A 14,827-nucleotide genomic window follows, 5' to 3' on the forward strand; every position below is an offset into this window, starting at 1 on the left:
TGATGCGGCGATCCGGTGGCGCCGCTGTCAGGGGTGTGTCGTTGCATCAGAGGGTCTTGACCCGTTCGATCATCTCTTTGGCGAAGGCCAGGTAGGCCTGGGCGCCCTTGGCGCTGCGGTCGAAGACCACGCCGGGGATGCCGTGGCTGGGCGCTTCGGCCAGGCGCACGTTGCGCGGCACCACGGCCTTGAAGACCTTGTCGCCGAAGTGCGCCTCGAGCTGGGCCGAAACCTGCTGCTGGAGCGTGACGCGGGGATCGAACATGACCCGCAGCAGGCCGATGATGGAGAGGTCGCGGTTGAGGTTGGCGTGCACCTTCTTGATCGAGTTGACCAGGTCGGACAGGCCTTCGAGGGCGTAGTACTCGCACTGCATCGGGATGATCACGCCGTGGGCGGAGCACAGGCCGTTGAGGGTGAGCAGCGACAGCGAGGGCGGGCAGTCGATCAGGATGAAGTCGTATTCGCCGGCGTGCAGGGCGAGGGCGTCGCGCAGGCGGTTTTCGCGGCGGTCGAGGCCGACCAGTTCGATCTCGGCGCCGGCCAGGTCACGGTTGGCGGGGATCAGGTCGTAGTTGCCGGTCTCGGAGCGCACGCGGGCTTCGGCCACGGTGCACAGGCCGACCAGCAGGTGATACACCGACTGGCTGAGGCCGCGCTTGTCGATGCCGCTGCCCATGGTCGCGTTGCCCTGGGGGTCGAGGTCGATGAGCAGCACGCGCTGGCCGGCGGTGGCGAGGCCGGCGGCGAGGTTCACGCAGGTGGTCGTCTTGCCGACGCCACCCTTCTGGTTGGCGATGCAGAAAATGCGGGCCATGTCAGGTTCGTTTCACGATGAGGAGGTGACGCTCGGCGTCAAGGCCGGGCACGGCCAGTTCGATGCTCTGCTCCAGCGCGAAGCCGGCCGGGATGCGGGCGATTTCGTCGGCGGGGTAGATGCCTTTCATGGCGAGGATGCGGGTGTCGGGGCCGGCCAGGTGGGCGGTTAGGGCGACGAAGTCGGCCAGGTCGGCAAAGGCGCGGGAGATGATGCCGTCCGGCGCCTCGGGGGCGTAGGCGGGCTGCCAGTTTTCGATGCGCGCGTGGTGGGCGCGGAAGTTGGGCAGCTTGAGCTCGATGCGGGCCTGGTTCTGGAAGCTGGCCTTCTTTTGCACGGTCTCGACGGAGTCGACCTGCAGGTCGGGCCGGGCGATGGCCAGCACGACGCCGGGCAGGCCGCCGCCGGAGCCTACATCCACCAGCCGCTTGATGCCGGCCAGGGCCGGCAGCGCCGACAGCGAATCGAGCAGGTGGTGGGTGAGCACCTGGCCTTCGTCGCGGATGGCGGTGAGGTTATAGACCTTGTTCCACTTGATCAGCAGCCGGGCGAAGGCGTCGAGGCGCTCGGGCGTGTCGGCGGGCAGATCGAGGCCGAGGGCCTGGATGCCGCTGGAGAGGGCGTCTTGCAGGTTCATTCGGGCTTGTGCTCCGTGCCGCGGGCCAGCTCGCCGCGCTTGAGCCACACCAGCAGCAGCGAGATGGCGGCGGGGGTGATGCCCTGGATGCGGCTGGCCTGGCCGATGGTCTCGGGCTTGTGCTGGTTGAGGCGGCCCTGCACCTCTTTGGAGAGGCCGCGCACGGTGGTGTAGTCGAGGTCGGCGGGCAGGCGGGTGTTCTCGGCGCCGGCGTGGCGGGCGACTTCGTCCTGCTGGCGGTCGATGTAGCCCTGGTACTTGGCGGCGATCTCGAGCTGCTCGACCACCTGCGGGTCGGTCTCGGGGGCTTCGGGGGCGCCGGGCAGGGTCATCAGCGCGGCGTAGCTCACGTTGGGGCGGCGCAGCAGGTCGAAGTAGCTGTATTCGCGCTCGATGCTCTTGCCGAGCACGGCCTCGGCGGCTTCCGCCGGAACCTTGGCCGGGGTCGCCCAGGTGGCGCGCAGGCGGGCGGATTCGCGCTCGATGGCCTCGCGCTTGGTGCAGAAGGCGGCCCAGCGTTCGTCGTCCACCAGGCCGAGGCCGCGGCCGATTTCGGTGAGGCGCAGGTCAGCGTTGTCCTCGCGCAGGCTGAGGCGGTATTCGGCGCGGGAGGTGAACATCCGGTAGGGCTCGGAGACGCCGCGGGTGATGAGGTCGTCCACCAGCACGCCGAGGTAGGCCTCGTCGCGGCGCGGGCACCAGGGCTCGCGGCCCTGCACCTGCAGCGCGGCGTTGATGCCGGCCAGCAGGCCCTGGGCGGCAGCTTCTTCGTAGCCGGTGGTGCCGTTGATCTGGCCGGCGAAGAACAGGCCACCGATCGACTTGGTCTCGAGGCTGGACTTGAGCTTGCGCGGGTCGAAGTAGTCGTACTCGATGGCGTAGCCGGGGCGCAGGATGTGGCAGTTCTCGAGGCCCTTGATGGAGCGCACGATGTCGAGCTGGACGTCAAAGGGCAGGCTGGTGGAGATCCCGTTGGGATAGATCTCGTGGGTGTCGAGGCCTTCGGGCTCGAGGAAGACGTGGTGGCTGTCCTTGTCGGCGAAGCGGTGGATCTTGTCTTCGATGCTCGGGCAGTAGCGCGGGCCGACGCCTTCGATCACGCCGGCGTACATCGGCGAGCGGTCGAGGTTGGCGCGGATGATGTCGTGGGTGCGGCTGTTGGTGCTGGTGATCCAGCACGGCAGCTGGCGCGGGTGCTGGCTGGCCTTGCCGAGGAAGCTGAACACCGGCACCGGGTCGTCGCCGGGCTGTTCCTGCATCACCGAGAAGTCGATGGTGCGGGCGTCGAGGCGCGGCGGCGTGCCGGTTTTGAGGCGGCCCTGGGGCAGCGCGAGCTCCTTGAGGCGCTGGCCGAGGCTGATCGCCGGCGGGTCGCCGGCGCGGCCGGCGGAGTAGTTCTGCATCCCGACGTGGATCAGCCCGTTGAGGAAGGTGCCGGCGGTGAGCACCACTGCGGGCGCCTCGAAGCGCAGGCCGATCTGGGTGACGACGCCGGTGACCCGGTCGCCCACCACGGTGAGGTCGTCCACGGCCTGCTGGAAGATCTGCAGGTTGGGCTGGTTCTCGAGGCGGCGGCGGATCGCGGCCTTGTACAGCACCCGGTCGGCCTGGGCGCGGGTGGCACGCACGGCCGGGCCCTTGCTGGCGTTGAGGATGCGGAACTGGATGCCGCCTTCGTCGGTGGCCGCAGCCATGGCGCCGCCGAGGGCGTCGACCTCCTTCACCAGATGCCCCTTGCCGATGCCGCCGATGGACGGGTTGCAGCTCATCTGGCCGAGGGTTTCGATGTTGTGGGTGAGCAGCAGGGTGGAGCATCCGGCCCGTGCTGCGGCGAGAGCAGCTTCGGTGCCGGCATGGCCGCCGCCGACAACGATCACGTCGAATCGGGTGGGGTGAAGCATTGGGAAACCGGGGAAGGTGGATCGGGGGAGCCGAATAATACGGCCTTGCGCTGCAAAAATACAGCGCTGCGCACCCCGGTTGAGGCGAAAATCAACGCTTTTACAACGGCTTACCGTATTTTGAAGAGCGCTCTGGGGGCGTTGCCGGCAGTCCGATGGCGGGAGTTCGGGCCGTACGTTTCATGGGGGGCTCAATACCGGCGCCGTGCCGCCGTTAAAAAGTGAAGGTCAGACGGCGGTCGGCCGCTTTCCGCCAACCGGAGCGCCGCGAGGACGCTGGCTCTCTGCTGTGGTGATCGCCCGGTGGCTTTCTCCAGCCGGGCCCGGGTAGGGCCTGTTTTCTGGATAATCCGAAGTACGGTATTCGGCTGCAGCGGAAGCGGGTGTGGGTGGGGGTTTCCGGGGCTGAAGGTGCGAGTTCCGTAAGTGTGCAATCTGTGATGGTGATCGAGCGGGTCCATGGTCAATGTCTCCTTCGTCTAATCCTGCTGGTCAGAGCGCCGAGCAACGGCTTGCCGAATACATGCATGTGGAGCTGGTGGCGGTGTCGCCGGCTTTGCCTGTCGCCGAGGCCCTCCGGAGAATGGATGGCGGAGGGGCGTCGTGCGTGGTGGCGGTCGAGGACGGCCGGCCCGTGGGCATCCTGACCGACACGGATGTGCTGCGGCTGCAGGCGCGGGCCGATCTCGCGGGCGTCACGGTTGCCCAGGTGATGACGACGCCGGTGGTGCAGGCTGCTGCGGGCGGCCGCCTGGCCGATGCGGTGAGCCTGATGAGCGAGAAGCGTATCCGCCACCTGCCGCTGGTGGGCCCGGACGGCCGCCTGCAGGGTGTGCTCGGGCGCCAGTGGCTGCTCGACCTGCCCGGGCTGGAGCGGATCGCCAGCACCGAGGCGCTGCCGGAGGTGCAGCGAGCCCGCCTGTTCGGCGCGGCGCTGGCTGTCGAGGCCGAACGCAATTTTCTCAAGGCGATGGTCCGGACCTTGCCCGATCTCGTCTGGCTGAAGGATCCGGATGGGGTCTACATCGCCTGCAACACCCGCGTCGAAGCGCTGGTGGGGGTGCCCGAGGCGCAGCTGGTTGGCAAGACGGACTACGATTTCTTCAGCTGGCCGGAGGCCGATGGCTTCCGGGGCGGTGATCTGGCGGCCATCCATGCGGGCTGTGCGGTGCGTAGCGAGATGGAGGTGGTCTTCGCCGCCGACGGGCACTGGGAGCAGCTCGAGGTGATCAGGACCCCGATGGTCGACGACAACGGCCGCCTGATCGGTGTGCTGGCGGTGGCGCGGGACGTCACCGAGACGCGGGCGATGCAGGCCGCCTTGCGCGACCGCGAGGAGATCTTTTCGAGCATCGTCGGCCAGGCGGGAGATTCGATCGCCGTGGTGGATGCGCGAACGGGGCAGTTCGTCGAGTTCAACGAGGCGGCCCATCGCAATCTGGGCTATAGCCGCGCCGAGTTTGCCCGGCTGTCGGTCCGCGAGATCGACTGCCTGCTGGACGATGCGGTGCTCGGCGAGCGGCTGGCGCAGATGAACACGCCGGCCGGGCTCGTCCTCGAAAGCCGCCTGCGGCACCACAGCGGTCAGGTCTGTGATGTGCGGATCAGCGCCCGGGGCATCAGGATTCGCGGTGAGGCGCATTATCTCTCGGTCATCTGGAGCGACATCACCGAGCGCAAGCGGGTCGAACAGAGCCTCAAGCGCGCCAATCGTGCGCTGCGCACCGTCGGCGAATGCAGCCAGCTGCTGGCGCGGGCCGGCGACGAAATGAGCCTGATGCAGGATGTGTGCCGGCTGATGGTGGAGCTGGGTGAATATCGGATGGCCTGGTTCGGCCTCGCAGAAAACGGCCCGGGGCGCTCGGTGCGGCCGGTGGCCAGTGCTGGTTTTGCCCCGGATTATCTGGACGGGCTGCAGGTTTCGTGGGCCGACGATGAATCCGGCCAGGGCCCCACCGGTACCGCCATCCGTGAGCGTCGTCCGGTCCGCTGCCGCGACATCCAGGCTGATCCGGCCTGCGCGCCGTGGCGGGACGCCGCCGCCGGCCGGGGCTATGCCTCGTCCTGTGCGCTGCCGCTGGTGGACGGCTCGGGCACCTGCTTCGGTGCCCTCAATGTGTATTCGGTCGAGCCGGACGCCTTCGACGACGAAGAGATGCGCCTCCTCGAAGAGCTGTGCAGCGACCTGTCCTTCGGGCTGCGCGCCCTGCGTGACCGTGGCGAGCGCGACGAGGCCCAGCGCCGTCAGCGGGTCGCGGAGGGGCAGCTGGGCCGGCTGGTCGAGGCCAGCCCGACCATCCTCTATTCGCTGCGTCAGGTCGGCGGTCAGCGGGTGCCGACGACCGTCAGCGAAAACGTCCAGCGCATCCTCGGCTATACCCCCACCGAAATGCTGGCGGCCAACTGGTGGGTGGACCACGTGCACCCCGACGACGTGTCCCGGACCCTGCGTGTCCCGGGCGAAATCCTCGCCAGCAGCCAGGTTTTCTCGGAATACCGCTTCGCCCACCGCGACGGGCACTACGTGTGGCTGCGCGACGAGGTGCGGATAGGCGGGGTGGGCGCGGGGGGCGAGGTCGAGGTGTTTGGCGTGATGACCGACGTCACCGAGCACAAGAAGGTCGAGCAGTCCCTCGAGAACCAGCGTCAGGTGCTGGAGATGGTGGCCTCCGGGGCGAGCCTGTCGGCCACCCTAGACAAGCTCGCCCGCGGCCTGGAGGCGCTGCTGCCGGGCATGTGCGCGTCCATCCTGCTGCTCGACGCCGACGGCCTCCACCTGCGGCATGGTGCCGCCCCCACCTTGCCGGAGGGCTATGTCCGGGCCATCGACGGGATCGCCATCGGGGAGGGGGTTGGGTCCTGCGGAACCGCGGCCGCCATCGGCAAGGCGGTGATCGTCGAGGACATCGCCCGGCACCCCCTGTGGGCGCCCTATGTGACGCTGGCCGCCGCCTATGGCCTGTGCGCCTGCTGGTCGTTCCCGATCCTGAGCCGGGAAGGGCGGGTGCGGGGAACCCTGGCCCTCTACCCGCCGCGGGTTTCCCGGCCCACGCCGGCGCACCTCGAGCAGGTTCGGCTGGCCACCGACGTGGCCGCCATCGCCATCGGCCGCCACAACGAGGAGTCGGCGCTCCGGGCCAGTGAGGCGCGCTTCCGCAAGCTGTTCGATCTGGCCCCGGTGCCCTTTGTTTACATCATGGCCGACGGCCGGATCGGCGACGTGAACCGCAGCTTCGTCGACGCTCTCGGCTATGTACCCGCAGATCTTCCCACGACCGATGCCCTGTGGGAGCGGGCCGTGCCCGACCCGGAATACCGCAGGTGGGCCCAGGACGTGTGGGCGCAGTCGATGGACCAGGCCCGCCGCAGCGGCCGGCCCGTCGAGCCCCGTGAGTTGAGGGTGGTCAGCCGGGATGGCACCGAGCGAACCCTGATGGCGTCCGGCATCCCCGTGGACGACAGCCTGCTGGCCACCTTTTTCGACATCACCGAGATCCGCCAGCTCGATGCCCAGCTGGCCCATTACCATCACCATCTCGAGGAGCTCGTCGCCGAGCGCACCGCCCAGCTGGCCGAAGTCAGCCAGCGGGCCGAGGCGGCGAGCCGCGCCAAGAGCGCCTTCCTGGCCAACATGAGCCACGAGATCCGCACGCCGATGAACGCCATCCTGGGCCAGGCGCGGCTGCTCGAGCGCAGCCGCCTCGAAGCCGGCCAGCAGGACCGCCTGGCGCGTATCCGCCATGCCGGCGCCCATCTGCTGGCGATCATCAACGACATCCTCGACATCTCGAAGATCGAGGCGGGCAAGCTGCACCTGGATGCCGTCGATTTCTCCCCCGAGGTGCTGTTCAGCCAGACCCATTCGCTCATCCACGACCGCATCGTCGCCCGCAAGCTGGGTTTCCGCAGCGACACCGGCGACCTGCCGCCGGTGTTGCGGGGCGACGTGACCCGCCTTCGCCAGGCCCTGCTCAACTATCTGAGCAATGCGGTGAAGTTCACCGAGCACGGTGCCGTGACCCTGCGCGCGCATGTCGAGGACGACGCCGGCGATACGCTGCTGGTGCGCTTCGAGGTGAGCGACAGCGGCATCGGGATCGCGCCCGAACAGCTCGGCCGCCTGTTTCAGTCCTTCGAACAGGCCGACGCCTCGACCACCCGCAAGTACGGCGGCACGGGCCTGGGGCTGGCCCTGACCCGGCACCTGGCCAGTCTGATGGGCGGTGAGGCGGGGGCCCAGAGCGAGCCCGGCCGGGGCAGCGTGTTCTGGTTCACCGCACGCCTCCAGAAGCGGCCCGGCGTTGCGCTGCCGGCGGCCGAGCCCGATGCGCCGGTCGAGATCATGGCCTCGGCCGCCGGCCAGCTGGCGGGCGCCCAGGTGCTGCTGGTCGAGGACAATCCACTCAATCAGGAGGTCGCCGTGGACATGCTGACCGATCTCGGGCTCGCCATCGACCTGGCCAACAACGGCAAGGAAGCCGTCGAGCGCGCAGCCCGGGGCGATTACGACTTGATCCTGATGGACATGCAGATGCCGGTCATGGACGGCCTCGAGGCGACCCGGCAGATCCGCCGTCTGCCTGGCCACGCCGACATCCCCATCCTGGCCATGACCGCCAACGTCTTCGACGAGGACAAGGCCGCCTGTCTCGCAGCCGGCATGAACGACTTCATCACCAAGCCGGTGGCGCCCGAGGCGCTGCAGCGCGTGCTCTTCCGCTGGCTCACCGCTGACGATCCGGCACCGCCCCCCGAGCCGCCTCCTGCGCCGCCGGCAGCCCCGGCGCCCGGCAGCGACATCGACTGGACCGCCCGGCTGGCGGGTATCGACGGTTTCGATCCAGCCCGGGGCGTGGCCATCGTGCGGGGCAAGTGGCCGATCTACCTGCGCATCCTCGGGGTTTTCCTGAGCTCCCAGGCCGACGTGGCCGACGGCCTCCTCGCCTGTCTGGCCGACGGGCGCCTCAAGGAGCTCGAACAGCTGGCGCATTCGCTCAAGGGCTCGGCCGGCAACATCGGCGCGGTCCGGGTCTTCGAGCTGTCCGCCGAAGTCTGCGCCACGGTGCGTGGGCAGCGGGATGCGGCCGGGCTGGCGGCGACCGTCGAGGCCCTGGCCGGGAGCACCAAGGCTCTCATCGGGGCCCTGCGCGAGCGCCTGGCCGCGGAGGGCTGCCCATGAGCGCCCCGGCCATCAACCCCTTTGTGTGGGCCGACTACTTTGAAACCGGCTTCGATGATGTCGATGGGCAGCACCACAAGCTGGTGGACTTCATCAATGCCCTCGCCGGCCGTGCCATCAGCGGTGTCCCGATCCGGCCGGACGAGCTCTCCCATTCCCTCGACGGGCTGGCCCGCTATGCAGTACATCACTTTGCGACCGAGGAGGCCCTGATGGAGCGGGCCGGGCTGGACCCGCGGCACATCGGGGCCCATCGCAAGGCGCACGCTGATTTCGTCACCCAGGTCGAGGCGATGCGTGGCACCGCCGACCCGATGGGGGCGCTGCCGGGGCTGTACAACTTCGTGACCAGCTGGCTGAGCTTCCATATCCTGGACACTGACCAGAGCATGGCGCGTCAGCTGCGCGCCGTGGCGGCCGGCGCCTCGCCAGCGCAAGCCTTCGTCGCCGACCAGGCCCAGAGCCGCGACCCGGGCAGCACCGCCCTGATCGCTGCGGTGCGCAGCCTGCTCGGGCTGGTGGCCGAGCGCAACAAGGAGCTGCAGAACATCAACGCCAGCCTCGAGGCCCGGGTCGCCGAACGCACCGCGGCCCTGACCGCCGCCAACCGCGATCTGCTCGCGGCCCAGCGGCGCCTCCACGAGGCCGACCGTCTTGCCGTGGTGGGGCAGCTGGCCGCCGGCGTCGCCCATGAAATCAACAACCCGCTGGGCTTCATCACCGCCAACCTGCGGACGCTCCATCAATACGCCAGGCGTCTGCTCGCCCTGACCGAGGAGGCCGGCCGGCTGGCCGAGGCCGGCGGGCAGGGCGGCGCCTGGAAGGCCTTGCGGGGGGCGGCCGACCTGGACTACGTGGCGGCCGACCTGCCGGGCCTGCTCGAGGAGAGCACCGGGGGGCTGCAGCGGGTCGGCGATATCGTCCAGGTGTTGCAGGGCCTGGCCAGCCCGGGGCCGCTGGAGTTCGCTCCGGTGCCGATGGCCCAGCTTCTCGACGGGGTGGTCGCAGCGACGGCAGACAGCCGTCAGCCCGGCCAGGTGCTGGAGCGCGACTATGGCACCCTGCCGGTGCTCGAGGTCAATGCCGCGCTGCTCAGCAGCGCCCTGGAGGCCTTGCTCCACAACGCCGCCCAGGCCCTGGGCAGCGGTCCTGGCCGCATCATCCTGCGGGCGCGGGAGCACGATGGCGAACTGGTGATCGAGGTGGAGGACAACGGCTGCGGCATGGACGAAGCCACCTGCGCCCGGGTTTTCGAGCCCTTTTTCACGACCCGGCCGGTGGGGCAGGGGCGCGGGCTGGGCCTGTCTTCGGCCTATCGCTTCGTCGCCAGCCATGGTGGCCGCATCGTCGTGCGCAGCCGGCTTGGCCGGGGCACCTGTTTCCGGGTCACGCTGCCCCTCGAGCGGCCTCGCTGAGCGCCCCCAGGGAACCCATCCCCCGTGGGGGGGCAAGGAGACGTGGGGAGGCCCTGCGTTTCCTTGGGAGAACGATATGAAAAACCCGGCCGCGGCCGGGTTTTGCATCTGGGTATCCGGGGTTACGGGCGCTTCAGCGCCTGCCGCCCGCCAGGGCGCGCAGCCGTGCGACGCGTTCTTCAGTGGCCGGGTGGGTGCTGAAGAGCCCGCGCAGGCCGCCGCCGGAGAGCGGGTTCATGATCATCATCTGGCCGGTTTCCGGGTGGGCTTCGGCGGTCGGCATCGGGATGCCGCGGGCGAAGGCGTCGATCTTCATCAGCGCGTCGGCCAGGGCGTGCGGGTCGCCGGCGATCTCGGCGCCGCCCCGGTCGGCCTCGAACTCGCGGGCGCGGGAGATCGCCATCTGGATCAGGCTGGCTGCCAGCGGAGCGAGCAGGGACACGGCGATCGAGGCGATCATGTTGGTCGGGCGGCCTTCCTCGTCGCGACCGCTGAAGAACATCGCGAAGTTGGCCAGCGCCGAGATGGCACCGGCCATGGTGGCCGAGATCGTCGAGATCAGGATGTCGCGGTGCTTCACGTGGGCGAGTTCGTGGGCCATCACGCCGCGCAGCTCGCGCTCGGAGAGCATCTGCAGGATGCCGGTGGTGGCCGCGACGGCGGCGTTCTCGGGGTTGCGGCCGGTGGCGAAGGCGTTGGGCTGGTCTTCGTGGATGATGTAGACCTTGGGCATCGGCAGCTGAGCCCGGCCGGCGAGCTCGCGCACCATGTTGTAGAGGTAGGGCGAGGAGGTCTCGTCGACCTGCTGCGCGTTGTACATGCGCAGCACCATCTTGTCGGAATTCCAGTAGGCGAAGATGTTCATCGCGCCGCCGAAGACCAGCGCCAGCAGCATGCCCTGCTTGCCGCCCAGCATCATCCCGATCGCGCCAAAGAGGGCGATGATGCCGGCCATCAGGATCGAGGTTTTCAGCCAGTTGCCTAACATTTTTGACTATCCATCCTTTCGGGATGCTAAGTGGGGAACCGACGTTTAGATGATGCCGGCCGCAGAAAATTCAATCGGCCGGCAAGGTTTTCAGTCGAATCGGCTGCCCGCGGCGATCGGCATGCCGCGCAGGAACTCGGCGGCGGGCAGGCGCTTGCCGCCCGGCTTTTGCAGCTCGGTGATGCACAGCGCGCCTTCGCCGCAGGCGACGATCACGCCGGCGCCCTCGGCCAACAGCACTTCGCCCGGCGTGCCGGCGGCGTCGATGGCCCGCGCCCGCCACAGCTTGACGGGTGTTTGCTGCAGCGTGGCGACGGCCCCGGGGAAGGGGTTGAAGGCGCGGATGGCGCGCTCGAGCTCGGCGGCCGGGCGGTTCCAGTCGACGCTGGCCTCGGTCTTGCCGATCTTGGCGGCGTAGGTCACGCCGTCGGCGGGCTGGGGCGTGGCGGTGAGGCCGCCCGGCAGCGCCCGCAGCGCCTCGACGATCATGTCGGCGCCCAGCTGGGCGAGGCGGTCGTGGAGGCTGCCGGTGGTGTCGTCGGCGTGGATGGCTTCGGCGCGGGACAGCAGCATCGGCCCGGTGTCGAGGCCGGCATCCATCTGCATGATGGTGATGCCGGTCGCCGCGTCCCCGGCCTGGATCGCCCGGTGGATGGGGGCGGCACCGCGCCAGCGCGGCAGCAGCGAGGCGTGGATGTTGAGGCAGCCGTGGCGCGGCAGGTCGAGAACGGCCTGGGGCAGGATGATGCCGTAGGCGGCCACCACCAGCACGTCGGCCTGCACGGCCGCCAGCGGCGCCTGCTGCTCGGGCGTGCGCAGTTTTTCGGGCTGATGCACCGGGATGCCGGCGGCCAGCGCGACCCGCTTCACCGGGCTGGGCTGCAGCTGCATGCCGCGGCCGGCCGGGCGATCGGGCTGGGTGAGGACGAGGGGGACGTCGAAGCCGGCGGCGAGGATGGCCTCGAGGGCGGCAGCGGCGAATTCGGGGGTTCCGGCGAAGGCGACTTTCATCAGGCGGTGATCCGGGCCTTCTTGGCCAGTTTGCCCTTTATGCGGGTCTGTTTGAGCTGGGACAGGTATTCGACGAAGACCTTGCCGTCGAGGTGGTCGAGCTCGTGCTGAACGCAGACGGCGAGCAGCCCGTCGGCGTCGAACTCGATGGTCTCGCCCTTTGGGTTGAGGGCGCGCACGCGCACCTGCTCGGCGCGGGCGACCTTGTCGTAGATGCCGGGCACCGACAGGCAGCCTTCTTCACACACCTGTTCGCCCGAACGGGCGATGATCTCGGGGTTGATCAGGGCCAGCAGGCCGGATTTGTCCTCGGAGACGTCGATGACGACGACGCGCTTGTGCACGTCAACCTGGGTAGCCGCGAGGCCGATGCCGGGGGCTTCGTACATGGTTTCGGCCATGTCGTTGACCAGCTTGCGGATCTCGTCGTTCACCTCGACAACTTGGGTAGCGCGGGTGTGGAGGCGGGGGTCGGGGTAGCGGAGAATGGGTAGGAGAGCCATAAAGATTGCCGGATTAAGACTTTACGTGCAGAATTTTGAGCCAAATCTGGGATGCTCGCGTCGTGTCGAGGCGAACATCCGGCTCTGCACATCAGACCGCTGAAAGCGCGCGAAATTCGAAAGCGAGCAAAATTTCAATGATTCGCATTATATCCGCCCTCCTGATTGGCGTCGCCGCTCTGGTTCCTGCAGCTGCCGGGGCCGCCGGCCCCATCCAGATTGCCGATGGCGCGCCCGATAGCCATGAAGTCGTGCCCGGCGATACCCTGTGGGGTATTTCCGGCAAGTTCCTCAAGGAACCCTGGCGCTGGCCCGAAGTCTGGCGCCTCAACCGCGAGCAGATCCGCAACCCGCACCTGATCTACCCGGGCCAGATGATCTTCCTCGACCGCCGGGGGCCGACCCTCAGCCTGGGGCGGCGCATCGGCCAGGGCGGCAGCAATCGGGCGCTCTACGAAAAGCGCTTCCCGCAGGTGTATTCCGAACCCGCCAAGGCGGCGATCCAGAGTATTCCGGTGCGCGCCATCGCGCCCTTCCTCACCGAGCCGCTGGTGGTGAGCGACCAAGAGGACAACGGCGCCGGGATCATCGTCGCGACCCAGGAAGGTCGGGTGTTCACCAGTGCCGGCGATACCATCTTCGCCACCCGCATCACCCCGGGCGTGCCCACCTGGAACATCTACCGCAAGGCCAAGCCCCTCCGTGACCCGGTGACCGGCGAGGTCCTCGGCTATGAAGCCACCTACCTTGGTCAGGCGCGGGTCAGCTCCGAGGCGGGCGTGCTGTCTCCCGACGATGCCGCAGCCAAGGCCGATGATGGCAAGGTGCAGATTCCCGCCGGCCTCGTGGTGAGCAGCTCCAAGCAGGAAATCGGCAAGGGCGACCGCCTGCTGCCGGCCGGCCGGCCCGAGCTGTTCAGTTACGTGCCCCACGCGCCCGACCAGGATCTGGACGGCCGTGTCGTGTCCGTCGTCAATGGCGTGGCCGAAACGGGCCGCTACAACGTGGTGTCCCTCAGCCTCGGCAAGCGCGAGGGCGTCGAAGTCGGGCATGTGCTGTCGCTCCATCGCAACCGGGGCAAGACCGTCTATCGCGAAGACGACGTGGGGGCGCCGCAGCAGTTCCAGCTGCCCGAGCAGCGCTACGGCCTCGTCTTCGTCTTCCGTGTCTTCGAGCGCATCTCCTACGGGTTGGTGATGGAGAGCGTCGGGCCGGTGACGGTGGCCGACAGCGTCCGCAAACCCTGACGCGTCCAGCCCGTTCGCCTTGCCGTCCAGCGACCCCCTGGCGCCCTGGCTGCGCCTGATCCTCACCCCGGGTGTCGGGCCCGGCCAGCAGCGGCAGCTGCTGGCTGCCTTCGGCCCACCCGAGGGCATCTACGCCGCCGGGCATTCGGCGATTGCGGCGGTCATCGGCGGCCCCGCAGCGCGCACCCTGCTCGAGCACGATGCCACGCCAGCGGTGGAAGTCGCCCTCGAATGGCTGTCCCAGCCGGGCAACCGCCTGCTGACCCTCGGCGACGAAGCCTATCCCGCCGCGCTCCTCGAAATCCCCGACCCGCCCGTCGCGTTGTACGTGAAGGGCGACGCGGCGCTGTTGTCGCGGCCTTCGCTGGCGGTGGTCGGGGCCCGCAACGCCACGCCCCAGGGCGAGGCCAACGCCGAGTCCTTCTCCCGCGCGCTGTCGGAGGCCGGGCTGTGCATCGTCAGCGGCCTGGCGCTGGGCATCGACGCCGCTGCCCACCGGGGCGGCCTGGCCGGGCCAGGCTCCACGGTGGCCGTCATCGGCACCGGCGCCGACCGCATCTACCCGGCGCGTAACGCCGCGCTGGCCCGGCAGATCGCCGAGGCAGGGGTGATCGTCAGCGAGTTTCCCCTCGGCATCGGCCCGCTGGCCCACAACTTCCCGCGCCGCAACCGCCTCATCGCTGGGCTGGCCCAGGGGGTGCTGGTGGTCGAGGCGGCCTTGAAGAGCGGTTCGCTGATCACCGCGCGGCTGGCCACCGACTGTGGGCGCGAGGTCTTCGCGATCCCCGGCTCGATCCATTCGCCGGTCGCGCGGGGGTGTCACCAGCTGATCCGCGACGGCGCCAAGCTCGTCGAGACCGCCGTCGATATACTCGATGAATTACGGCTCGCGCCACGCGAAGCCGCACCGCAGCTTGATTCGGCGCCCGTCGACGACGAGGGTGACGAGGCGCAGGTGATACGTGCAATGGGGCACGACCCGGTTGATATGGATGCCCTGGTGCAGCGCACCAACTTGACGGCGGAAGCGCTCTACGCCATTCTGCTTGCGCTGGAGCTTGACGGACGGGTGTCGCGCCTGCCCGGCGGGCGTCTCCAGCGCCTCTGAAATCGACCGGCCCCAGGCCCC

General features: G+C 69.0%; 10 protein-coding genes. 4 read left to right on the plus strand and 6 right to left on the minus strand.

All coding sequences use genetic code 11. The features are described from left to right. Positions 1-46: 46 nt before the first annotated feature. The 3 genes from ZRA01_RS12350 to mnmG are packed head-to-tail and all read right to left on the minus strand — an operon-like array spanning position 47 to position 3,355. The gene (locus ZRA01_RS12350) at positions 47-817 is read right to left on the minus strand and encodes a ParA family protein (protein ID WP_141352610.1); all 771 of its coding nucleotides are present in this window, start codon (positions 815-817) and stop codon (positions 47-49) included. 1 nt (position 818) lies between these two features. Continuing rightward, positions 819-1,454, minus strand: coding sequence for a 16S rRNA (guanine(527)-N(7))-methyltransferase RsmG (rsmG, locus tag ZRA01_RS12355; protein ID WP_141352612.1), 636 nt, complete (start codon positions 1,452-1,454; stop codon positions 819-821). Next, positions 1,451-3,355, minus strand: coding sequence for a tRNA uridine-5-carboxymethylaminomethyl(34) synthesis enzyme MnmG (gene mnmG, locus ZRA01_RS12360; RefSeq protein WP_141352614.1), 1,905 nt, complete (start codon positions 3,353-3,355; stop codon positions 1,451-1,453). The genes rsmG and mnmG overlap by 4 nt, the downstream gene beginning before the upstream one ends. A gap of 466 nt (positions 3,356-3,821) precedes the next feature. Between mnmG and ZRA01_RS12365 the strand changes: the two genes are divergently transcribed. Then, positions 3,822-8,534: a PAS domain S-box protein gene (locus ZRA01_RS12365; protein ID WP_141352616.1), complete on the plus strand. Its 4,713-nt coding sequence runs from the start codon at positions 3,822-3,824 to the stop codon at positions 8,532-8,534. Then, a complete protein-coding gene (locus ZRA01_RS12370) occupies positions 8,531-9,949 on the plus strand; it encodes a hemerythrin domain-containing protein (RefSeq protein ID WP_141352618.1) in 1,419 nt (472 codons plus the stop codon). Before ZRA01_RS12365 ends, ZRA01_RS12370 begins: the two co-directional genes overlap by 4 nt. Positions 9,950-10,082: 133 nt before the next feature. Here ZRA01_RS12370 and htpX read toward each other — a convergent pair whose 3' ends face one another. From htpX to def, 3 genes are all read right to left on the minus strand, one after another. After that, entirely contained in the window at positions 10,083-10,937 is an 855-nt protein-coding gene (gene htpX, locus ZRA01_RS12375; protein WP_141352620.1) for a zinc metalloprotease HtpX, read from the minus strand. A 90-nt stretch (positions 10,938-11,027) separates the two neighbouring features. Beyond that, positions 11,028-11,948: a methionyl-tRNA formyltransferase gene (fmt, locus tag ZRA01_RS12380; RefSeq protein WP_141352622.1), complete on the minus strand. Its 921-nt coding sequence runs from the start codon at positions 11,946-11,948 to the stop codon at positions 11,028-11,030. Next, positions 11,948-12,451, minus strand: coding sequence for a peptide deformylase (def, locus tag ZRA01_RS12385; RefSeq protein ID WP_141352624.1), 504 nt, complete (start codon positions 12,449-12,451; stop codon positions 11,948-11,950). The genes fmt and def overlap by 1 nt, the downstream gene beginning before the upstream one ends. 137 nt (positions 12,452-12,588) lie before the next feature. On the opposite strand from def, the gene ZRA01_RS12390 reads away from it, so the two are divergent. Together ZRA01_RS12390 and dprA are read left to right on the plus strand one after the other, a co-directional pair. Beyond that, a complete protein-coding gene (locus tag ZRA01_RS12390) occupies positions 12,589-13,698 on the plus strand; it encodes a LysM peptidoglycan-binding domain-containing protein (protein WP_141352626.1) in 1,110 nt (369 codons plus the stop codon). A 19-nt stretch (positions 13,699-13,717) separates the two neighbouring features. Beyond that, positions 13,718-14,806 (plus strand): DNA-processing protein DprA, encoded by a 1,089-nt coding sequence (dprA, locus tag ZRA01_RS12395; protein ID WP_141352628.1) that lies wholly within the window; start codon positions 13,718-13,720, stop codon positions 14,804-14,806. Positions 14,807-14,827 lie beyond the last annotated feature (21 nt).

The sequence above is a fragment of the Zoogloea ramigera genome (assembly GCF_006539865.1).
Lineage (GTDB): Bacteria > Pseudomonadota > Gammaproteobacteria > Burkholderiales > Rhodocyclaceae > Zoogloea > Zoogloea ramigera.